This window comes from Ruegeria sp. F11 (genome assembly GCF_056533855.1).
Map to the genome: position 1 here is coordinate 208,085 of NZ_JBQFOW010000004.1, position 21,189 is coordinate 229,273.

Annotated in this window: 17 protein-coding genes; 16 read left to right on the forward strand and 1 reads right to left on the reverse strand. The window is 57.6% G+C overall.

What is annotated here, in order from left to right; all coding sequences use genetic code 11:
* The first annotated feature begins 172 nt into the window (after positions 1 to 172).
* The 11 genes from ACR0NJ_RS07160 to ACR0NJ_RS07210 all read left to right on the forward strand — a co-directional run bounded on the left by ACR0NJ_RS07160 (position 173) and on the right by ACR0NJ_RS07210 (position 12,451).
* Positions 173 to 1,450 carry an ABC transporter substrate-binding protein gene (locus ACR0NJ_RS07160; RefSeq protein WP_480816441.1) on the forward strand — a complete coding sequence of 426 codons (1,278 nt, stop codon included), beginning with the start codon at positions 173 to 175 and terminating at the stop codon, positions 1,448 to 1,450.
* 60 nt (positions 1,451 to 1,510) lie between these two features.
* Positions 1,511 to 2,395, forward strand: a complete 885-nt coding sequence (locus tag ACR0NJ_RS07165; protein ID WP_480816442.1) for a carbohydrate ABC transporter permease — start codon at positions 1,511 to 1,513, stop codon at positions 2,393 to 2,395.
* A 3-nt stretch (positions 2,396 to 2,398) separates the two neighbouring features.
* Entirely contained in the window at positions 2,399 to 3,223 is an 825-nt protein-coding gene (locus tag ACR0NJ_RS07170) for a carbohydrate ABC transporter permease (protein WP_480532131.1), read from the forward strand.
* Positions 3,224 to 3,235: 12 nt separating this feature from the next.
* Complete coding sequence (locus ACR0NJ_RS07175; protein ID WP_480816443.1) at positions 3,236 to 4,309, forward strand: ABC transporter ATP-binding protein; 1,074 nt, start codon at positions 3,236 to 3,238, stop codon at positions 4,307 to 4,309.
* Between the two features lie 129 nt (positions 4,310 to 4,438).
* The gene (locus ACR0NJ_RS07180) at positions 4,439 to 5,188 is read left to right on the forward strand and encodes a FadR/GntR family transcriptional regulator (protein WP_480816444.1); all 750 of its coding nucleotides are present in this window, start codon (positions 4,439 to 4,441) and stop codon (positions 5,186 to 5,188) included.
* On the forward strand, positions 5,181 to 6,332 hold the full coding sequence (locus ACR0NJ_RS07185) for an aminotransferase class I/II-fold pyridoxal phosphate-dependent enzyme (RefSeq protein ID WP_480816445.1): 1,152 nt from the start codon (positions 5,181 to 5,183) through the stop codon (positions 6,330 to 6,332). The genes ACR0NJ_RS07180 and ACR0NJ_RS07185 overlap by 8 nt, the downstream gene beginning before the upstream one ends.
* A gap of 41 nt (positions 6,333 to 6,373) precedes the next feature.
* A complete protein-coding gene (locus ACR0NJ_RS07190; protein ID WP_480816446.1) occupies positions 6,374 to 7,633 on the forward strand; it encodes an ABC transporter substrate-binding protein in 1,260 nt (419 codons plus the stop codon).
* A gap of 23 nt (positions 7,634 to 7,656) precedes the next feature.
* On the forward strand, positions 7,657 to 8,565 hold the full coding sequence (locus tag ACR0NJ_RS07195; RefSeq protein WP_480816447.1) for a carbohydrate ABC transporter permease: 909 nt from the start codon (positions 7,657 to 7,659) through the stop codon (positions 8,563 to 8,565).
* Positions 8,565 to 9,407, forward strand: a complete 843-nt coding sequence (locus ACR0NJ_RS07200; RefSeq protein ID WP_480816448.1) for a carbohydrate ABC transporter permease — start codon at positions 8,565 to 8,567, stop codon at positions 9,405 to 9,407. Before ACR0NJ_RS07195 ends, ACR0NJ_RS07200 begins: the two co-directional genes overlap by 1 nt.
* Positions 9,408 to 9,416: 9 nt before the next feature.
* Positions 9,417 to 10,481, forward strand: coding sequence for an ABC transporter ATP-binding protein (locus tag ACR0NJ_RS07205; protein ID WP_480816449.1), 1,065 nt, complete (start codon positions 9,417 to 9,419; stop codon positions 10,479 to 10,481).
* A 146-nt stretch (positions 10,482 to 10,627) separates the two neighbouring features.
* Positions 10,628 to 12,451 carry a caspase family protein gene (locus ACR0NJ_RS07210; RefSeq protein WP_480816450.1) on the forward strand — a complete coding sequence of 608 codons (1,824 nt, stop codon included), beginning with the start codon at positions 10,628 to 10,630 and terminating at the stop codon, positions 12,449 to 12,451.
* A 21-nt stretch (positions 12,452 to 12,472) separates the two neighbouring features.
* Here ACR0NJ_RS07210 and ACR0NJ_RS07215 read toward each other — a convergent pair whose 3' ends face one another.
* Positions 12,473 to 14,275, reverse strand: a complete 1,803-nt coding sequence (locus ACR0NJ_RS07215; RefSeq protein WP_480816451.1) for a caspase family protein — start codon at positions 14,273 to 14,275, stop codon at positions 12,473 to 12,475.
* Positions 14,276 to 14,486: 211 nt separating this feature from the next.
* On the opposite strand from ACR0NJ_RS07215, the gene ACR0NJ_RS07220 reads away from it, so the two are divergent.
* From ACR0NJ_RS07220 to ACR0NJ_RS07240, 5 genes are all read left to right on the forward strand, one after another.
* Positions 14,487 to 15,098 (forward strand): hypothetical protein, encoded by a 612-nt coding sequence (locus ACR0NJ_RS07220; RefSeq protein ID WP_480816452.1) that lies wholly within the window; start codon positions 14,487 to 14,489, stop codon positions 15,096 to 15,098.
* A complete protein-coding gene (locus ACR0NJ_RS07225; RefSeq protein ID WP_480816453.1) occupies positions 15,095 to 16,996 on the forward strand; it encodes a CHASE2 domain-containing protein in 1,902 nt (633 codons plus the stop codon). The genes ACR0NJ_RS07220 and ACR0NJ_RS07225 overlap by 4 nt, the downstream gene beginning before the upstream one ends.
* Positions 16,997 to 17,344: 348 nt before the next feature.
* Positions 17,345 to 18,334, forward strand: a complete 990-nt coding sequence (locus tag ACR0NJ_RS07230; protein WP_480816454.1) for a glycosyltransferase family 2 protein — start codon at positions 17,345 to 17,347, stop codon at positions 18,332 to 18,334.
* Entirely contained in the window at positions 18,327 to 20,003 is a 1,677-nt protein-coding gene (locus ACR0NJ_RS07235) for a hypothetical protein (RefSeq protein ID WP_480816455.1), read from the forward strand. The genes ACR0NJ_RS07230 and ACR0NJ_RS07235 overlap by 8 nt, the downstream gene beginning before the upstream one ends.
* Positions 20,004 to 20,149: 146 nt before the next feature.
* Entirely contained in the window at positions 20,150 to 21,184 is a 1,035-nt protein-coding gene (locus ACR0NJ_RS07240) for a glycosyltransferase (protein ID WP_480816456.1), read from the forward strand.
* Positions 21,185 to 21,189: the final 5 nt, after the last annotated feature.

Genomic DNA, 21,189 nt, shown 5'->3' on the forward strand with positions numbered 1-21,189 from the left:
GTCTTGCGATATATCAGCAAAACTACATTACTGGAACTCAGAAAGAAAACAACTCCCAATCTTGGGCCAGAAAAGTAGGCAAAATTCAAGAAATATTGCAAAACTACATTTCGGGCCATAAGGTTCGATTCGAAATCGCCGTCTCTGGCGCAACCTTGAGGGAGGAATTCTTGTGTCTCACATCAAACTTTCAGGCTTGAGCCTGATCGCCAGCCTGACCGCCAGCGTGGCGTTTGCGGAAACCGAAATCACCTATTGGTCGTTCTGGAATGAGCCCGAGCCGCAAGCGCAGGTTCTGAAGGCGCTGATGGATGAGTATAGCGCAGCCAATCCGGATGTGACCTTCAATGTTGTCTGGAACGGACGCCAGAACCAGACGACCGTGCGGAGCGCGCTGGCCGGTGGCACAAGCATTGACCTGATGGATGCGGACATGGATGGCCTGAACGGTGGTCTGGTCGGGCAGGGCGCGGCGGTTGCGCTGGACGGTCTGGTCGCGGCAGAATCCTCCGATGGCGGCACCGTAGGCGCGGCGATCTACCCCGCGTTGCTGGCTAATGCCGAGCTGAACGGCTCGGTCGGGCAGATGCCTTACGCTTTCTATACCTACCAGATTTTCTACAACGCTGCCCAATTGCGCGACGCCGGTGTGACCGAGACCCCCTCTACCTGGGCGCAATATGTGGACGCCATGAAGGCGGTTCAGGCCAGCGGCGTGAACGCGATAGCAGTGGAAAGCGACATCGCGTTCTACAACATTAACTGGTTCAACTACCTGCTGGCACGCATCGCAGACCCCGATTTCGTACTGAAAGCGGCCGAGGACAAAACCGGCGAAACATGGCGCGACCCCGCTGTCCGTCAGGCGCTGGAGCTTGAGGCCGCCCTGTGGGCCGACGGTCTGATCCCCGAGGAAAGCAAAGGCTATCAGTGGCCCGCGGGTCAGCAGACTCTGGCGTTCGGCGAAACTGCGACCGAGCTGGTTGGCTCGTGGCTGCCCATTGAACTGGCCGATCAGGTGGAAGAGGGGTTCGAATGGGGTGCGATGAACTTCCCCATGGTCGAAGGCGGCAAGGGTGATGTGAACGACACCATCATCTACGCGGTCAGCTTTGCCATCCCCGAAGGTGCCGAAGATGCCGAGGCCGCGCAGGACTTCATCAAATTCGCGCTCAGCAAATCTGCGCAACAGACGATGGCGGACGATGCGCTGATCGGTGTGGCCAATGCCTCGGTCGAATGGGCCGACGTGATCGCAGACAGCCGCGAGGCGGTGGCCAACGCCACAAGCCTGCTGTCCGAGAATCTGGGTCTCAAGGTTGCGTATGCGGATTATTCCAGCAACATCTATGAGGCGATGCACAACAAGGTGTTCCTGGGTCAGATCACCGTTGATGAGTTCATCGATGGCATGGTCGAGCAGACCAAAGGCTATTGGGAAAACCGCTGATTTCAGCATCTGACCGGCCCTGACACCGGGGCCGGTCAATCAAAGGACAGGGTGGAGCACATGATCGGCAAGAGACTTATCGGGTTCTTCGTAGCGCCCGCTCTGATCGTTTATCTTTGCTTTTTCCTGATCCCCACCGGTTTCACTTTTTACTTCAGCCTGTTCGAATGGTCGGGTTTCGGGACCGAGGCCAAGTTCATCGGCCTTGGCAACTATCGCCGCCTCTGGAACGATCCGACCTTCTGGCTGAGCTTCCGCAATACGCTGGCCTTGCTGTTTGTTGGCGGGTTCTTCGTCTTCTTTCTGGCCTTCCTTTACACCATCCTGATCAACTCGGGCATCTGGGGCAAAAAGCTGTTTCGGCTGGTGTTCTTTCTGCCCAACGTAGTCTCGGTTGTCGCTCTGTCAGCCATGTGGGCCTATATCTACAACCCGCGCTATGGGTTGCTGAACACCTCGCTCAAGGCCGTAGGTCTGGATGAGATGGGCCGCACACTCTGGACGTCGCCCGACAATATCTTCTGGGCCATGCTAGCGGCCCTTGTCTGGGTGTTTACCGGGTTTTTCCTGATCCTGCTGCTGGCAGGCATCGATAAAATCCCGCCTGACATGTACGAGGCCGCCGATCTGGAGGGCGCAAGCCTGTGGCACAAGTTCTGGTACATCACCGTGCCGATGATCTGGGACGTGATGACCATTTCCTTTGTCATCTGGATCATCAACGCGGTGAAGATGTTCGAGTTTCCCTTTGCGTTCGGCTTTCTACAGGTGCCGCAGCAGCTTTATACGCTGGGGATTTACCTATACATCATGGGCTTTGGACAGCGCGACCCGATCTATCAGCTGGGCTATGCCACCGCGATCGGCGTGGTGATGCTGGTGCTGGCGTTTTCGCTGATTGTCCTTGTCCGCCGCCTGATGCGCCGCGATCAGTTGGAGTTTTAGGCCATGACCCTGCTGCGCCGCCTGCCTGCATACATCGCCATCTGGGCCTGGGTCGCCTTCACTGTCGCCGCGATCCTTTGGGTGGTGATGAGCGCGTTCAAATCCAAGCGCGAGGTGCTGCGATCCGGCCTCAAACCTCCCGCCGAATTGCGCTGGGAAAACTTCGAGACCGCGTGGAATGTCGGACGGCTGGGTGAATTCTTTTCGAACTCGGTCGTCATCGTCTGCCTGTCGGTGCTGCTGATCCTCGTTGTTTCAACCCCGGCGGCTTATGTGCTCAGCCGGGCAAAGTTTCGGGGCCGCGAGGCGCTCACCAACCTGTTCGTCATCGGTATGGGTATCCCGATCCCGATGCTGTTCATCCCGATTTTCGGCATCCTTGCATGGCTGCGCCTGTCCGACAGTCTAACTGGCCTGACCATTGTGTTCGTGGCGATCTCGATCCCCTTCACCGTCTATCTGTTGACCGGGTTCTTTGCCTCGCTCCCGTCCGAGCTTGAGGCCGCATCGCTGTTGGACGGGTGCAGCGATTTTCAGACCTTCCGCTATGTGATGCTGCCGATGGCAATGCCGGGTGTGGCAACGGCGGCGATCCTGAATTTCATCTGGCTGTGGAACGAATACCAATTGTCGCTGGTGATCCTGAACAGCCCGGAAAACCGGACCCTTCCGCTGGGCCTTTATTCGCTGCAGAACGCGATGCAATACACCAGCGACTGGCCCGGCCTGTTTGCCGGTGTGACCATCGTGATCATCCCCACCATCCTTGTCTATGCTATCCTGTCCGAGAAGATGATCGCGGGCATGACCATGGGCGCCGTGAAGTAAGGATCGACCCAAGTGACTGCTTTCGAAGCTATTTCTCTGGATAAGCACTATGGTGACTTCCACGCGCTGAAGGACATCAACCTGAGCGTTGAACCGGGCGAGTTCATCGTGCTGGTCGGCCCGTCAGGCTGTGGCAAATCCACCCTGATGCGCACGATTGCGGGGCTGGAAAAAGTCACCTCGGGCGATCTGAAAATCGATGGGCGGTCGGTCACCGGCCTGCTGCCCAAGGAACGCGACGTGGCGATGGTGTTCCAGTCCTATGCGCTCTATCCGCATATGACGGTGGCCGAGAATATCGGTTTTGGCATGAAGATCGCCAAACGCCCCAAGGCCGAGATCAAGAAAAAGGTTCTGGCCGCCGCCAAGGTTCTGAAGATTGAAAGCTATCTGAACCGCAAGCCCAAAGCCCTGTCCGGTGGTCAGCGGCAGCGCGTCGCCATCGGCCGTGCCATCGTGCGCGATCCCAAGATTTTCCTGTTTGATGAGCCGCTGTCCAATCTGGACGCGGCGCTGCGGGTTGAGATGCGTGTCGAACTGGCACGGCTGCACAACCAGCTGGATGCCACGATGATCTACGTCACCCATGATCAGGTTGAGGCGATGACGCTGGCCGACCGCATCGTGGTGATGAACGAGGGCGTCATTGAACAGATCGGCAGCCCGCTCGATCTGTTCAACCGTCCGCGCAACAAGTTCGTGGCCGGGTTTCTGGGGCAGCCGCCCGCGATCTTCGTGCGGCTCGACGGGTATCAGAGCGATGCGCGGGGGCTGACGGTACAGTTCTCGGACACATCCGTGGCTTTGCCGCTGCCAGAAAGCGCGGGCAACGCCCCGGTCGAGATTGGCCTGCGCCCTGATTTCTTTGAACTCGACCCAGACAACCCAAGCCTGTCCCCCAAGGTCGAGGTGGTGGAACAGCTTGGCGACACGACGCTGCTCTATACCCGTTTGCCGGACGGGCAATCGGCCACGGTGCAACTGTCCGGGCAGGTCAAGGCCAAGCCGGGCGATCAGGTGCCGCTGCGGGTCAACTGCAAATCTCCGCTGCTTTTTGATGAGGCGGGGCTGAACCTCTACGCCTGAGCGTGAATTATCTATGCCCTTGTAACAGATAGCATTTTTGTTTCGAAAATAATGTCGGACAAAATACTTGTTTTTGTCCGACATTATATGCAACGCTGATCCTACCTTCGGAATCAGAGCAAACGGTCAGTGCCACAGTCCCCCGATATCTCACAGCCCGTGACAAAGCTCAGCACAGGCTTGCAGAAACTGCCGCGCGGCAGCACCAGCAAGGATGTCATCGACGCCCTGTCGCAAATGATCGAAACCAACGGGCTGACCATCGGGGACAAACTGCCGACCGAGGTCGAGATTGCGCAGCAACTGGGCATCAGCCGCGCCAAGGTGCGCGAGGCGCTGACCTCATGGCAGAACATGGGCATCGTAGTGCGCAACAAGAAAGCGGGTACGCGTCTGGCGGCTGAGGTCGTATCGAACTCGATCCATTTGCCCGTTTCGGTCAAGCTTGAGGCCGAAAGCCTGCTGCGGACTCACGCGGTGCGCCGCCCGCTTGAGATTGAAACCGTGCGTCTGGCCGCCCGTCTGGCGGATGCGCAACAAAAGCGGGTGATCATGGCTCGCGCGATGGAGCTTATGGCCTCGTACGAGGCCGGAGAGGATTGGCGTGACGCGGATCGCAGGTTCCACGACACGCTGCACGAAGCATCCGGAAACCCGTTGTTCCGGCAATTGATCCTGCAGATCCAGCAGGGGTTCAACGAAGTCTACGAAGCGCCGTTCGGGCAACCTCATCTGGGGCAGAGCAGCATCCCTTTGCACCTGCCAATGGCCGAGGCGGTTATCGCCGGGAACGCCGAAGAAGCGGCACGTTTGATGGAGGACATTCTGGCCCTGGTCGAAACCGAAATTCGCCGGGTGATGGAGCATCAGAATGTCTGACACCCGCGACCTCGCCACGCTTCTGGCCGCTGTAGCCGATGAGACAATGGGGGCCGTCGCGCCGCCGATCGTGCAGACTTCACTATTCACCTTTGACAACTACAAAGCCTTTGAAGATCGCATGGCCGGTCTGTCAGACACAGCGCTTTATACCCGAGTGCAAAACCCGACCGTTGCCGCCTTTGAGCAACTGATGGCGCAGGCCGAGGGCGGAGAGGCCGCCGTTGGTTTCGCCTCGGGCATGGCGGCGATTTCGTCGGCGCTACTGGCGTTCATCAAGCCCGGCGACCGGATCGTCTGCGTCGAACATGTCTACCCCGACACTTACCGGTTCATGGAACGCATGCTGCGACCGATGGGGGTTCAGATCGACTACTACCCGGTGGATCGGTTCGAGAATGATGGTGATCTGCTGGAAGGTGCGACACTGGCATATCTGGAAAGCCCAAGCTCGGTGATTTTCACCCCGATGGACCTACGCCGCGTCAGCAGCCATGCCCGGCGGCATGGGGTGTTGACCATGATCGACAATTCCTGGGCCAGCCCGGTCTTTCAGAACCCGATCCCGCTGGGGGTCGATATCGTGATCCACTCAGCCTCGAAATATATCTCGGGGCACTCTGACACGGTTGCGGGCGTTGTTGTTTCCTCCCTGACCAACATCGCCCGCATCCGTGATCTGACCCTGCCGCTGCTGGGGGCCAAGCTGGCCCCGTTCGAGGCGTTTTTGCTGACCCGCGGGCTGCGAACCCTGACCGCCCGGATGCGCCAGCATGAGGCGACGGCGAATACATTTGTGGACCGGCTGTCCGCCGTACCGCAGGTCACCGCCATCCACTCGCCCGGAGCCAATACGGTGCCCGGCCTGAAAGGGCGCTCGGGCCTGATGTCACTGGAATTTGACGACAGCGTCGATATCCCGGCCTTTGCTGACGCGCTGTCGATCTTTCGGCTTGGTGTCAGCTGGGGTGGGTATGAAAGCCTGATCCTGCCTGCGCGCGTTGGGCTGGCGCAGGCAGGAGAAGAGAACTCAATGCAGAAATTCGGCGTGTCGCCGAACCTTGTGCGCCTCAGTCTCGGGCTGGAGGACGCTGACGATCTTTGGGCAGATTTCGAGCAAGCACTTTCAAAAAGCACCGTCTGAACGGGCAAACAAAACAGATCTTTCACGGAGGGAAACAGAGAATGAAACGCATACTGACAGGGCTAACTCTGGCGGCGACGCTGATGGGATCGGCGGCCTATGCTGAGACCAAGCTGAAACTGGTCGAGGTGATTACCAGCCCGGAACGGACCGAGGTTCTGCAAGGCCTTGTGGACAATTTCGAAGCCGCAAATGAAGGCGTCACGGTTGAGATCGTGTCTCTGCCCTGGGGCAGCGCGTTTGAAAAGCTGGCCACGATGGTTGCCGGTGGCGACATCCCTGATGTGGTGGAAATGCCCGACACATGGCAGGCGCTTTATGCCGGTTCGGATCAGTTGGTCAGTCTGAAAGACTATGTGGCCAATTGGGAACATGGCGGCACGCTGACCGACAAAACCGTCGCGATGGGGTCGCAGGCCGGGGACCTCTATATGATTCCCTACGGCTTTTACCTGCGGGCCATGTTCTACAACAAGAAACTTCTTTCCGAGGCGGGCGTCGACAGCCCTCCGGGCACGATGGAAGAGTTCATGGCAGCGTCGGCCGCAGTGTCCGAGCTTGATGGCAAATACGGCTATTGCCTGCGCGGTGGGCCGGGCGGCACCAACGGCTGGATCATGTTTAGCGCGGTGATGAACGGCACCAACGAGTTCTTCACCGAAGACGGCAAAAGCCGCATCAACGAGCCGGGCTCGGTCGAGGGGCTGCAGTTCATGATCGACCTGTACCAAAAGGGCTATGCCCCCAAGGACAGCGTCAGCTGGGGCTTCAACGAGATCGTCGCCGGGTTCTATTCTGGCACCTGCGCTTTCCTCGATCAGGACCCCGACGCCTTGATCGCAATCGCTGAACGGATGCCTGCCGAGGATTTTGCCGTGATCCCGATGCCCGTCGGCCCCTCGGGCAAGGCGTTCCCGACCATCGGTTTCGCAGGCTGGTCGGTGTTCAAAGCCACCGAGCATGAGAAAGAAGCGTTTGATCTGGTCGCAGCCCTGTCCTCACCCGATGCCAACGCCACCTGGGCCAAACGCGTGGGTGTGATTCCGATCCACAAAGGCGCGGATCAGGACCCGCATTTCAAGACAGAACAGTTCAAAGGCTGGTTCGAGGAACTGAACGGTGCGCAATACGAACCCACAACCATGCCCACCTATCTGGAGCAATGGGGCTATTTCGCCAGCACCGTTCTGCTGGAATCCTCTCAGGAGGCCTTGCTGGGTCAACGCACCGCACAGGACGTTGCGGATGAGTGGGCTGAGATGCTGACCGACGAGTATGCGAAGTGGAAAGCCGGTCAATGACCGCGCGTCTGCAAAAAAATGTTGTGCCCGGGAAAGCCCGGGCGCGACGCTCGCTCTACCTGCAATATCTGGTCGAGCCGTTTTTCTACCTGTCCCCGGCGCTGATCCTGATCGGAGCCGTTATGATGGTGCCGCTGATCATTGGCATTTCATATTCGTTCCAATCCATCGAATTGCTGAACCCGTTCAAAACCGGCTGGGTCGGGTTTGAAAACTATTTCGACCTCTGGGGAGATCGCAAATTCTGGATCGCGCTGGAGAACACGTTTTTCTGGACCTTCTGGTCCATCACCTTTCAGTTCCTGCTGGGCCTTGGTCTGGCCATGCTGCTGAACACCGAATTCTTCGGCAAACGCCTGTTTCAAGCACTGGTCTTCCTGCCCTGGGCCGTGCCCACCTTCCTGTCGGCGCTGACTTGGGCCTGGCTGTTCAACCCCGTCATTGGCCCGTTGCCGCACTGGCTGGCCGCGTTGGGCGTCTTGTCAGAGCCGTTCAACATCCTCGGCGATCCGAACCTTGCCATGTGGGGGCCGATCACGGCAAATATCTGGTTCGGGGTGCCCTTCTTCGCCATCACCCTGCTGGCCGCGCTGCAATCCATCCCGTCCGAACTCTATGAGGCGGCCGAGATCGATGGTGCTTCGCCCTGGCAGATTTTCACCAAGATCACCCTGCCTTTTCTGGCCCCGATGATCGCCATCACAGTGATGCTACGCACCATCTGGATCGCCAACTTTGCCGATCTGATCTTTGTCATGACCGGCGGAGGCCCGGCCAATTCGACGCAAATCCTGTCGACCTACATCTTCACAACCGCCTTCCGAAAGCTGGACTTCGGCTATGCCTCGACCATTGCCGTGGCGCTGTTGTTCATCTTGCTGATCTATGCGGTGATTCTGCTGTGGTTGCGAAAAAAGTTGGTGAAAATCTGATGTCATCTGTCGTGTCTCGCAACCCGGCATTGGTCGTTGGCAAATACGCTGCCCTTGCTTTTTATCTGCTGTTCGCGCTGTTCCCGCTCTATTGGCTGGTCAAGATCGCGATCACTCCGGACGCGCTGATCTTTTCCGAAGGCACGCGCATGTTTCCAAGCGCTGCGACCTTCGAGAACTTCTCGACCGTTCTGTTCCAGACCGACTTTCTGGCCTATTTCCGCAACTCGCTGATCGTCTCGCTGGGCACCGCCTTTGTCACGACCCTGATCGCGGCAGGGGCCGGATATGCCTTCTCGCGCTTTGTGTTTGCGGGCAAGCGGATCATTATCGCGGTGATGCTGATCACCCAGATGTTCCCGCTGCTAATGATCATCGCACCGATCTACAAGATCGTGGCCGATCTTGGCCTGCTCAATTCGCTGACCAGCCTGATCATCGTCTACACGGCCTTCAACATCCCCTTCGCGACCTTCCTGATGCAATCTTTCTTTGACGGCATCCCGACCGATCTTGAGGACGCGGCGATGATGGATGGCTGTTCACGCTTTCAGGCGCTGAGGCTGGTGGTGTTCCCGCTGACCCTGCCGGGACTGGGGGCGACGTTGGGTTTTGTGTTTACCGCTGCGTGGTCGGAACTGCTGTTCGCGCTCATGCTGATCTCGAAGAATGACGCGATGACCTTCCCAGTCGGGCTGCTGACCTTCGTGTCCAAATTCTCGGTCGATTGGGGGCAGATGATGGCTGCCGGAGTGCTTGCACTCATCCCCAGCTGTTTGTTTTTCATCTTCATTCAACGCTATCTCGTGCAGGGGCTCACCTCTGGCGCGGTCAAGGGGTAGGAGGCCGCAATGGCACGTATCGAACTGCGTGATGTCAGGAAGAATTACGGTTCGGTCCAGGTGCTGCGCGAAATCAATCTGGACATTCAGGATGGCGAGTTCGTGGTGCTGGTCGGTCCGTCGGGCTGCGGCAAGTCCACCCTGTTGCGGATGATCGCGGGATTAGAGCCAATCACCGGCGGCGAATTCCTGATCGACAGCGAGCGCATGAACGACGTGCGTCCCCGCGACCGGGACATCGCCATGGTGTTCCAGTCCTATGCGCTCTACCCCCATATGGATGTTGAGCGGAACATGGGGTTTTCGATGGAAATCCGCCGTGACCCGAAAGAGGAACGCACTTCGAAAGTCGCGAAGGCGGCCGAGACGCTGGGTCTGAAACACCTGACCGACCGTCTTCCCAAGGCCTTGTCCGGTGGTCAGCGGCAACGCGTTGCCATGGGCCGCGCCATTGTCCGCCAACCCCGCGCGTTTCTGTTCGACGAGCCGCTGTCAAACCTTGATGCTGCCCTGCGGGTCGAGATGCGTCTGGAAATCGCGCATCTGCACCAACGCCTTGGCGCGACGATGATCTACGTCACCCATGATCAGGTCGAGGCGCTGACACTGGCTGACCGGATTGTCGTGTTGAACAGCGGCGTCATCCAGCAGGTCGGCAGCCCGTTGGAGCTTTACGAAAAACCGGCCAACAAGTTCGTCGCGCAGTTCATTGGCTCTCCGACGATGAACGTGATCCCGATTTCCCAAACTGAAACCGGTGTGATGATGCAGAGCGGTATCGAACTGGATTTACCGCATGCAAGTGCGCTAGCAGGAGTAGCTGAGTTGGGCATCCGGCCCGAACATTTGGACGTGGTCGCACCCGGTGCCGGAGATATCGACGTCGTTGCGGATGTGGTCGAACATCTGGGGTCGGACACAAATATCTACGTGAACGCGGTTGGTATCGGACCGCTTATGGTTCGCAAGCACGGTAATATTCCGGCCAAACCTGGTGACCTGCTCGGGCTGAACATCTTGCGTGACAACATCCATGTTTTTGATGGCAAAGGTGCATCTCTGAGCAATTTCTGACGCGCACTTAAATGCTCGTGCGAAAACTGCGTCTGATAATGCATATTGATTAGGTGCGCATTTGCCAAACGGCAGCACGCTGTTCGTAAACGGCGGGTCTTATGCTAATGTTGCGGTTCTCAGGGCTCATCTTTGAGTGGTTACGCATGTTTCTTATGTTTGTCCGGCGATTCAGCCTTCCGCATCTGCTTTTTGTTTTGTTCTTGGCGACCGCCACCAATTTAGCCTGGGCCAAGGAAAAGAACATCGCTCTGGTGATCGGTAACTCTGCTTACCAACATGTCTCTAACCTGCGAAACCCGTCGAACGACGCCGAGGATTTATCCAAGTCTCTGAAACGGATCGGGTTCGATGTCACGGAAGGGCTGAATCTCGACTATAACGGCATGCGTATCGCGTTGCGTGACTTCGCCGAGGCTGCGGCCACCGCCGATGTCGCTTTGATCTACTTTGCCGGGCACGGCATCGAAATCGAAAACACGAACTATCTGATACCCGTTAATGCGACGCTCAAAAGTGATCGTGACGTTGATTTTGAAGCAATTCGGTTGGACGCGATTGTCAATTCGATCTCGAACTCTCCGGGTCTCAAAATCGTCCTGGTTGATGCCTGCCGGAACAACCCGTTTTTGGCTCAGATGGCGCGCGTGTCGGATACGCGATCCATCGGACGCGGTCTGGCGGCGGTAGAGCCGGGGGGTGTTGTCGTTGGCTATGCTGCCCGGGGCGGGACCCTGGCGCAGGACGGGGACGGGCGAAACAGCCCCTACGCGCAGGCACTGTTGGAACATATCGAGCAGCCTGGTCTGGAACTGGGCAAGATGTTCCGCAGGGTCAGAGATCGTGTATATGACCTGACCGAGGGGTTTCAGGAGCCTTTCATCTACGGCTCGCTTCCCGGAGAGGACATTTATCTGGTGCCCAAGGTTGAGCCGGTCGCGTTGCAGGTGCCGCTAAGTCAGGGTGCTGCCGGTCCGGGTCCGCAGCCGACGCCGGTAACGCGCCAGGACGTCATAACGGCTGCCATGAAAACCAACACAATGCGTGGTTGGAGCCTGGTGGCACAGAAATACCGCGCTGCCTCTATTACCGAGCCTGATGCCCTGAAACGAATGGCCGAAATCACGCCGAAATGGCTGGCAAAGAGTGGGAATTTGAAAAGCCTGGAAAATACTTTGCTGCCGGATCGCGAGGGCAGAAAGCGCGTTCAGGAAAGTCTCAACACTGCCGGGTTTGACGTTGGCACGGCCGATGGAGCGTTTGGACCCAAAACCCGCTCCGGCCTCAGGGCACTGCAAGCCGCCAACGGGCTTGACGAGACCGGTTATGTCGACCCCGCCATATTGGCCATATTGAGGCTGGGATCGCAGCACGAGGACAACGAGACCTTCATTAGCAATCCGTTCGCGGTACGCCAGAATGCAAAAGAACTGGAAGTGCTGGGCGAATCCGAAGATATAACAGAAGTTCTGAAATGCCTGGGGCTACGACAAAGCGTTTACGGCAAATTTCGCGGCCACTTATACATCGTAATGAAGTATTCGGGCCAGCTTCGAACTGCGCGCAGTGAAGCACAGAAATGCGGGGTTGATCTTGCGTCGATCACATCGGCTGAAGAGAACGCGTTCATCGTCAGAATGATGGCAAACGACCCCTCGTTCTTTGAAATCGGATACGATAGCCGAACGAACTACAGCTACAAAGCAGGACCCTATTTTGGGTTTAGGAAGGACCCAAAAGAAGGCAGCGCTGTCATTGGTTGGCGCTGGTATAGCGGGGAACCGGTGGACTATACGAACTGGTTGCCCTCTAAGCCCAACACGAAGCATGGACCCGGCAAAAAGGCATTCGCGCAGTTCCAGTATCAAACGCGCGGGCGTCGTGACCTGACCAATGTGGTGCCGACAGAATGGTTTGACGGTTCCGGCAACAATGCGCGCTCAGTTGTGCTTGAAGGTAGTTTGAACTGATGAGTGGGAACGACTTTTGCGCTACCTGCTGACCGAAATGGTGCATTTCGACCAGTCCGAGCCACTAAATTTGTTTGGAACGTCCGAAGGCTCGAAGAAATAGGATTGTCGGCTGCCATTTGTCGTCACATGCGTGAGTGAGAGCACACGATCCGACAGCCGCGCGCCGATTGCTCGCTTGAAAGCACCGTTTTCGTAAGCCAGCCTGCCGGAATAGACCCCATTGCCATCGTGTTTAAGCTGTATCCGCCTGAGGTTGAAACCTTTGGCCTCACCGGGACATGTGACTGTTCGAACCTTCCAGATGCCCTCCAGAAGTTTGGGTTCTTTGACAGCCCGCTTGAGGAACGAGCACTCGGCAGTTGGTTGCGCGCGCAGAACGTTCAGTGTCTGCGTATCGTCCAGCGCGGCTCCTTTTTTGAGATCCGACAGCAATGAGGCGGCCAGAGCATAGGCATTCCGCGTTTGGCCACCTATCACGCCATCTGGGTCACCCGCTCCACAGCTCATACGATTGAGCTCTTCCTGAACCGAGCGGACCACCAGGGCCGTTGGCATTGCGGCGTCGTCAAACTCGACCAGCGCGATCTTTCTCAGCTTGTAGGATTGTGCGATGCAAACCGGGTCGCTGCCGCATTCATCCCGCGACAGGCGCCAATTCCGCTGTTCAACAAGGGCCTGTCCCCGAGCGGCACCGCTTCGGACAAAATCAAGGCGTCTTTGAAACAGTTCTGAAACTTCGCTGTCTTGTTTGAGAAGATCAGGATCGCGGCATATCAGGGACTGCGCCTCGTTCTTGGGGTTTTTGCACCATTTGGGCAGGTCCGCAGGCGGTAAGGTCTGAGCGGTGTTTTTTCGATACCGATCTGCAATCGACAACGCCAGCGCGGCATAGGCTGTGTCGGGATAGGTCTTGGCAAAAGCCTCGAGCGCATCGGGCGACGTGCTGTCGCGGAAATCGTCCCAGGCTGCCTCGGCTTCTTTGTCCGGAGACCGGGGGGTGAGTGCGGCCTGTTCGATAGCAATTGCAGGCTGCGGGGCGGGTGGGGACACGAGATAGATGTCATGCCCCGGCAAGGATCCATAGGTGAATGGCTCCTGATAGCCATCGGTCAGGTCAAACACCGTGTCCCGGACCTTGCGGAACATCTTGCCCAGTTCCAGACCGGGTTCCTCGATATGGCTTAGAAGCGCCTGCGCATAGGGGCTGTTTCGCCCATCCCCGTCCAGCGCCAGGGTGCCGCTGCGCGCGGCATAGCCCACCAAAACACCGCTTGGGTCTATCCGCGCAAGCCCATGGCCAACAGACCGGGTGGACGAGGTGCGCGCCATGTTCGGCACGAACGGGTTGTTACGGCATGCATCGATAAGGATGATTTTCAGCCCATCGCCACCGGAAACCGAGCCAATCAGCGTGTCTAGCCGGATCGCCTCGAGTTCTATGTCCCGGTCACTTTGCAACTCGGCGTCGATTGGAATGAGGTAGTTGGTGTTGTCGATTTCAATACCGTGGCCTGCGAAGTAGACCACGACCACCTTGGCGTCAGCCGCAGCCTCGGCAAAGTCGCGGATCGCGATACGCATGTCTCGGAAGTTCAGGTCCAGACCACGGGTGACTTCGAAACCTATGCGCTCTAACGCGTCAGCCAGATCGCGGCTGTCATTCTTTGTATTGGGTAAACTGGAAACACTATCGTAGCCGGAATTGCCGATCACCAGCGCAACGCGCGCGTCCTCGGCCAATGACACCGCCGGAACAGCTAAGAAACACGCCAAAACAAAAGCCCGAAGAAGCAGAATGATGTTCTGAAAACCTAAATTCATACAAGAGAACCCGAGCCAGCACCGTCAAACATCGCGTACCGTACCACATCTTACCGCTCTTTTCGATACGCGGACGACGGGGCCCGGAAACTGGACTCAATCCAGAATCCGACCTAAGCTAATGTCACAAAGGGTCTTCTGTTAATCAGTTTGTTTCGCGAGGCATTGTGTGTCGTGCATTAATCTTTCCAAAAACGCCCTGTTTGCTTTTTTGATCCTGGTGGCAATTCCGGGCGGCAAGCTGGTTGCCGCCGATGAAAGTGACGCAGCCGACGGCACCGACGAGATCGTGTTCGTCCCCCCTAAAATCGGAACACCAAAAGATCGAATGGGCGCGGGCACGCGGGGCTCTGCTGCAGAAGGTGAAGAAGGCGCGCTTTTGCTATTGGCACCCGAAGACGGGGGCCTGACAACCCTGCCGTCTCCGCCCTTGGTCTGGCATCTAAAGTCCGGGCACCGAGGGGATCTGGTGTTCGCCCTGAACCCTGTTGGCGTGCCCGGAGGTGAACTGCTGCTCAACGGGCCCTTCCCGCCGGGATATTACGGGGTGGATTTGGGTCGGCTGCAGCAAAACCTGGAAACCGGCAAGATTTATGAATGGCAGATTCTGCTTTTGGACAGCAAAACAAGCACGGTCAGCGACCGGTCGATGCGTCTTATTGAACGCGTTCCCGGGGAAATGAACTCTGGAAACCCGTCGGCCGACGGGCTGTGGTTTGACGCGCTGTCCCCGTTGGTTGACATCAGCCTCAGCGGGCGCGTTCGACCTGTGAACCCTGACCAATTCGAGCAGCTCTTGCGGTCTGCCGGGGTGGTTGATTGATATTCAAGGGCCGAAAGCAAGCTGGTCTTCTGGCCACGCCGCTTTTGCCGATGTGGCAGCGATGGGTTCTGGTCGTATCGATTACCTTGATCGTAGGCAGTTCGATCGCAGTGCTGCGCAACAATGGGGCATTGGAGCCGCTTGAGCTTGCGCAATACGATTGGACCACCTCCGCTATTTCGGAAAAAACGCAGACGGAAGATGTCTATCTTGTTGCGATATCCGATCAGGATCTGAGCACATGGGGTTGGCCCGTGCCTGACGCCCAACTGGCCCAACTTGTCGAGAATTTGCTGGAGGCTGGTGCAGCAGCCGTCGGGGTGGACATCTACAGGGATGTGTCAGCCGGTTCTGGCCGCGAAGACCTGCTTGACGTTCTGCGTGACCCCAGAGTTGTTGTGATCTCGAAACTGCCGGATGAAAGCGGTGCGGGCATTGCCGCCCCGCCGGGTGTAAGAACCGGGTTTGCGGATATACCCATCGACCCTGATGGCGTGGCCCGACGCGCGTTGCTGCTGGTCAGCGATGCGCAAGGATTGTCACTGTCGCTGCCCATGCAATTGGCAGCCGAGTTTTCGCGTCGTCCAGCGGTGCAAGCGGATCCCGAAAACCCGAGCCAACTGATGTTCGGCAGCACGGTGGCACCTCCGTTGACGGTCGGGTCCAATCTGTTTCGAAATGCCGACACGTCCGGCTACCAAATCATCATCGACTACAAAAACGCGTTGCCAATTGCGCAGCGGATTCCTGCTGCGGATGTCCTGGCCGGGCGGGACATGCAGCGCATCAAGGGCAAAGTCGCGATCATAGGGCTGACCAGCCAATCCGTTAAGGATTACTTTCAAACCCCGCTCAAACGCTCGACCGGCGCGAGTTTTGCGTACGGGGCCGAAATACACGCGGCCATATTTCAGCAATTGGTCGACTATACGAACGCCAGTCTGTTGCCGTTGCATTCCTTAAGCAATTCATCTGCTGTGTTGATGATCTTCGTCTGCGTCTTCGCGGGCTCGTGTATTGCCATGTTTGTCCGGGTCACTGGCCCTTCCGTAGCGATTGCGGTTTCCGGAGGCGTGGGCCTGCTGATTGCCCTGTCATTAATCCAGAAAAACGCCGTGCTGATGCCCGTTGTCCCGTCCGCGTTGGGTTGGCTTTTGGGGTTCTTGATTGCGTTTGCGGTCATCGCGGGTATTTCGCGCAACCAAAGGCATGCAATCGTTCAGATTTTCTCGTCTCACTTGTCTGATGAGTTGTCTGCTGAGATATGGCAGCAGAGAAAAAGCCTGCTGTCTGGCGGCAAGCCAAAGTCGCGAAGACTGGTTGTGACCGCGCTTCTTGCCGACATCGAAGGCTCGACGCGCATTGGCAATTCAATGGATGCCGAAGACTTCATGACCTGGGTGTCGCGCATTCTGGACAAGATGGGGGAAGTTGCGCGCCAGCATGGCGGGTTTGTCGAGAAATACACCGGCGACGGCATACTCGTGATCTTCGGCGCGCCGATACCCAGCGACACGCAAGAGCAAAGGCAGAACGACGCCCTTTCCGCCCTGCGCTGCGCAAGGGATATGCGCGCAGCGGCGGTGGAGTTGAACCAAAAAGCGGACGGACACCCAAGCTACCGGCTGCGCATTGCACTGAACAGCGGGAAAGCCCTTGGGGGGACGTTGGGCGTAAGCGGCTCCCTGCGATACAACGTGATCGGTGACACGATAAACGTAACCGCTCGGCTGGAGAACTGGATAAAAACGTTGGACCCGGACGCCGATGGTATGCGCCCTGTCTGCATGTCGATGGAGACGGCAAAGATCATAGATCCTTCAAAAAACTGGCCAGTCTATTCCAGTTTTGTCCATGATGACGGCGTGACCAGGATCGAGGTCGTCAAAGTCGACTAGGCGTCAGGGCTTTCAAGTTGGCTGCTGGGTGATGAGCCTTGGATTGGGTGCGCGGATCCTCCACGTGTCGCTTGACCAGAATAGATCAGCCATGTTCTCCGCTCGTTTTCGTGCCGTGAGTTATGCCACCTCGCTAAAACCATTTGTGCTGATCAGACCGGATTTCAGGACGCGCCTTTGCCGCTCAAGATAGCGCCCGCAAAAACAGGCCGCGTTCGTACGGTTGGTGCCAATTTCAAAGGTGTACGGCAATCGTTTCAAATTGCGTAACAATTACCACTTTTGGACATAATTCTGTCCAAAAACGAAGGGTATCTGTAACCCCGAATTCATCTATGTGGCATGATCATGAAACTTGTCGTTCAAATACCGGCGCTTAACGAAGAGGAAACGCTCGCAGAAGCGATCGCGGCGATCCCGCGATCCGTTCCTGGCTTCGACAGAGTTGAAGTGTTGGTCATCGACGATGGCTCCACCGACCGCACCGTTGATGTCGCGTGGGAAGCCAAGGCCGATTACGTTTTGGAGATGAGCAGCCATGTTGGTCTGGCCCGCGCGTTCAGCGCCGGCATCGAATATGCTTTATCTCTGGGTGCGGATGTGATCGTCAATACCGACGCCGACAACCAGTATTGTGCGGATGACATTCCGGCCTTGGTTGCTCCGATCCTGAACCGTCAGGCGCAGATCGTGGTCGGGGCCCGCCCGATCACCGAGATTGAAAGTTTCTCTCCGTTGAAGAAAATCCTGCAACGGTTGGGCAGTTGGGTCGTGCGCCTTGCCAGCAAGTCGGAAATTCCCGATGCGCCTAGCGGGTTTCGTGCCTATTCCCGGGATGCCGCCGCCCGGCTTTGTGTGGTCAACACCTACACCTACACGCTTGAAACCATCATTCAGGCTGGCCGCAAACACATCCCGATGACCTCGGTGCCGGTCCGGGTCAACAAGGTGACACGCCCGTCGCGTCTGTTCAGGGGTATCCGGGAATATGTCACCCGCTCGGCGCAAACGATTTTGCGGGTCTTCGTGATCTACGCGCCACTGCGGTTTTTCTTTACGCTTGCGGCAGTCTTTGCCCTGCCGGGCCTGATCGGTGTGGGTCGGTTTCTTTACTATTACGCGACAGATGGCGGGGCAGGGCATGTGCAGTCGCTGGTTCTGTCCGGTGTGCTGTTGGCCATGGCCACGATCCTGTTCGCCGTTGGTATCCTGGCCGATCTCATCGCGGCCAATCGCAGTCTGCTGGAAGACATCCGTGCCCGCGAGTTGCTGCGCGTGTCCCGCAAACCCACCGAGGTGATCCCCCTCGGCCCGGTCAGGGTAGTGGAGAATGGATAACGCCACCATTGGAGGTCAGAAAACTGCTGATCTAGAAGGGGTTATCACCCTTGAACGTGTGGTGCGTATCGGCATCGTCGCCGTCTTCGCACTGCTTCTGGTGTTGACGAACACCCACAATGTGAACTGGGACGAGTTCTATTTTCTGTCTCATGTCCACGCCTTTATTGATGGTCGGCTGGACCGTCCGATGCAGACCTTCTTTGTCCGTGGTTTCGTCTGGCTCGATGGGCTGCCGGGGCACGAGATGGAACAGATATTTGCCGCTCGGATTGTCATGGTTGCATGTTTCGGACTGACCACGTTTTCGGTTCATCGCATCGCCCAGCATTTCACCGACCGGCGTTTTGCCGATATCGCGGCTCTGGGTTTCGTGACCTCGAGTTTCGCTCTGGCCCACGGTGCCAGCTTCCGAGCGGACCCAATTGCAGCGGCGCTGGTGACATCTTCGATTGCGATTTTGCTAACCACCCGCCTGTCCGTTTGGCAGATAATTGCAGCAGCGCTTCTGAGCGCCCTGGCGGTTCTGGTCACAATCAAATCCGTTCTCTACCTGCCCGCATTTCTGGCTGTCCTGTTATGGAGGATCGAGGATCGCGCAGTGGCCCTGCGCATCATCGTGGCGGGTCTGCTGGCGGGTGGCATATGCATCTCGCTATACCTCTGGCACGCGTCCGGAATACGTGTCGCCGAAGGCAACGAGACTGCGAATAACGCAAAGGACGCGCTGAACACCACGCTTTTGAAGAGCGGGGTGTTCCCGCGCGGCACAGAACTTCTCAGCTGGGCGATGTTAAGCCTGCCGCAGATCATTCTCGCAGGGATCGGGCTGAGCGCCGGACGGAGCGCCCGGCGGACTATTTTGTTGCTGCTTTTCTGTGCGCCGCTTCTTTCGGTGGTGATCTATCGCAACGCCTTTGTTTATTTCTTTCCCTTCGCTGCGCCGCTTCTGATGGTCGCTGTCGCGATTGGGGCACAGCGGTTGGAGTCATCTCGTCGTCTGATGCAGCTTGTTGTGGTGATGCTGGCGGGGGCTGGTATTCAGGCAGCCCAGACCCTGTCTGATCGCGTGGACGCCCAGCACGCCACCATTGCAGAGGTGCATCGCCTTTTTCCTGAACCGGTGCCCTATATCGACGATAGCCACATGATCTCGACCTTCCCGAATTTCGGGTTCTTCATGTCCGGTTGGGGCGTCGCGCGCTATCGGGCGGCGGGTCAGCCCGTTTTTGCCGAGATCATAGCCGAGCATCGGCCGCCCCTGCTTATCGCCGGTAAAATCGCGCTGTCGCGAACGATGGATCCAACACTGCCAGACGGCAGCGCGCCGGTTTTGCTGCCCGAAGATCACGCCATATTGCGCGAGTCATACCTGCATTATTCGGGACCTATTTGGCTTGCCGGGCGGGCGGTCACGCTGACCGGAGGACCGACCCAGTTGGCGCTGCCATTCCCCGGAAACTATCGGGTAGAAACCAGCCAGCCAGTACAAATAGACGCAAATGTTGTCGCGCCTGACGCCGTGCTCAGCGTTGGGACGGAACCAGTGACAATATTCGGGCCGAAAGGCGTTACCGTCAGGTTGATCTGGGATACCGGGGTGGCTCCGGTGGCGCCGGGCAGCCTGGACCCCAATATCTATGTCGGCTTTCGGATGCTGTCCCTATGAACACCGATATGTCTCTCACTCCGCCAGCGGCAATCACGGGTCCAGGGGCGTCTGAACCCTTTGATAAAAGGGTGGTCTTCTGGGGCACGTATGACCTTAGCAAACCGCGCACCCGGATTCTGCGCGCGGGGATGCAAGAGCTTGGAGTGGAAGTGATCGAAATCCACGCCGAAATCTGGCCAAAGCATGCGGACAAAAGCCAGATGAGCTTGGTCGTGATGATCAAGGTGTTGCTGCGCGCCATTCTGGCCTATCCGCTTCTGATCCTGCGCTATATGCGTGCACCCCGGCATGATGCCGTGCTTGTGCCATATGTTGGGGCACTTGATACGTTGGCGCTTTGGCCTTTTGCTCGGTTGCGACGCCGACAGATCACCTGGGACATGTTCCTTTCGCTCTACGACACCGTCGTCAATGATCGGCGCATGTTTGCGACTAGATCACCGGCGGCATGGTTGCTCTGGTTCACCGAATGGCTGGCCTGTCATGCCGCGCACCGCGTTTTGCTCGATACAAGGGCGCATGCTGGTCACATTGCCAGGATTTTCAATTTGCCCGAGCGTAGGTTGGGTGCCGTGCCGGTTGGAAGTGAGCCGGGGTCTTTCCATCGTTTGCCCGCTCCCGCGCTTCATGACGGCCCCGCGCGGGTCCTGTTTTATGGTCAACTCATCCCGCTGCACGGGCTTGAAACGATACTGGCTGCGGCGACCTCGGACCGAGGCCGCGCGATCGACTGGCACCTGATCGGCACCGGACAGGAACACCAACTGCTCGCCACAAAACTTGCGGATGCCAATCATGATCACATCGTCTGGCAGGACTGGGTGCCGTATGAAAAACTGACCGAAGCTATCTCGCGCGCAGATATTTGCCTTGGCATCTTTGGTGCCTCTGGCAAGGCTGCGTCAGTTGTGCCGAACAAGGTATACCAGGCGCTGATGTCCGGGCGTTCGGTAATCACCCGCCAGTCACCTGCTATGACAGAAACCTTCGGCACCGACGCTCCTGGGTTGAAACTGATCCCCCATTCCGACCCCGACGCGCTGCTGGATGCTATCGCTGACTTGCAGGCCGAGGGTTATCCGGTGCTCCCCGCAGACAGGTTGGAAATGGCACAACCGCAAGAGATCGCCCGGACATTGTGTGATTACCTGTTTCACCGCGCGCCTCAGGCGGGATAGAATCG

Excerpts from the sequence above, each read along its gene's own strand:
- ACR0NJ_RS07165 (WP_480816442.1), top strand. The coding sequence starts at position 1,511 with ATGATCGGCAAGAGACTTATCGGGTTCTTCGTAGCGCCCGCTCTGATC.
- ACR0NJ_RS07170 (WP_480532131.1), top strand. The coding sequence starts at position 2,399 with ATGACCCTGCTGCGCCGCCTGCCTGCATACATCGCCATCTGGGCCTGG.
- ACR0NJ_RS07185 (WP_480816445.1), top strand. The coding sequence starts at position 5,181 with ATGTCTGACACCCGCGACCTCGCCACGCTTCTGGCCGCTGTAGCCGAT.
- ACR0NJ_RS07190 (WP_480816446.1), top strand. The coding sequence starts at position 6,374 with ATGAAACGCATACTGACAGGGCTAACTCTGGCGGCGACGCTGATGGGA.
- ACR0NJ_RS07200 (WP_480816448.1), top strand. The coding sequence starts at position 8,565 with ATGTCATCTGTCGTGTCTCGCAACCCGGCATTGGTCGTTGGCAAATAC.
- ACR0NJ_RS07205 (WP_480816449.1), top strand. The coding sequence starts at position 9,417 with ATGGCACGTATCGAACTGCGTGATGTCAGGAAGAATTACGGTTCGGTC.
- ACR0NJ_RS07210 (WP_480816450.1), top strand. The coding sequence starts at position 10,628 with ATGTTTCTTATGTTTGTCCGGCGATTCAGCCTTCCGCATCTGCTTTTT.
- ACR0NJ_RS07215 (WP_480816451.1), bottom strand. The coding sequence starts at position 14,275 with ATGAATTTAGGTTTTCAGAACATCATTCTGCTTCTTCGGGCTTTTGTT.
- ACR0NJ_RS07230 (WP_480816454.1), top strand. The coding sequence starts at position 17,345 with ATGAAACTTGTCGTTCAAATACCGGCGCTTAACGAAGAGGAAACGCTC.
- ACR0NJ_RS07235 (WP_480816455.1), top strand. The coding sequence starts at position 18,327 with ATGGATAACGCCACCATTGGAGGTCAGAAAACTGCTGATCTAGAAGGG.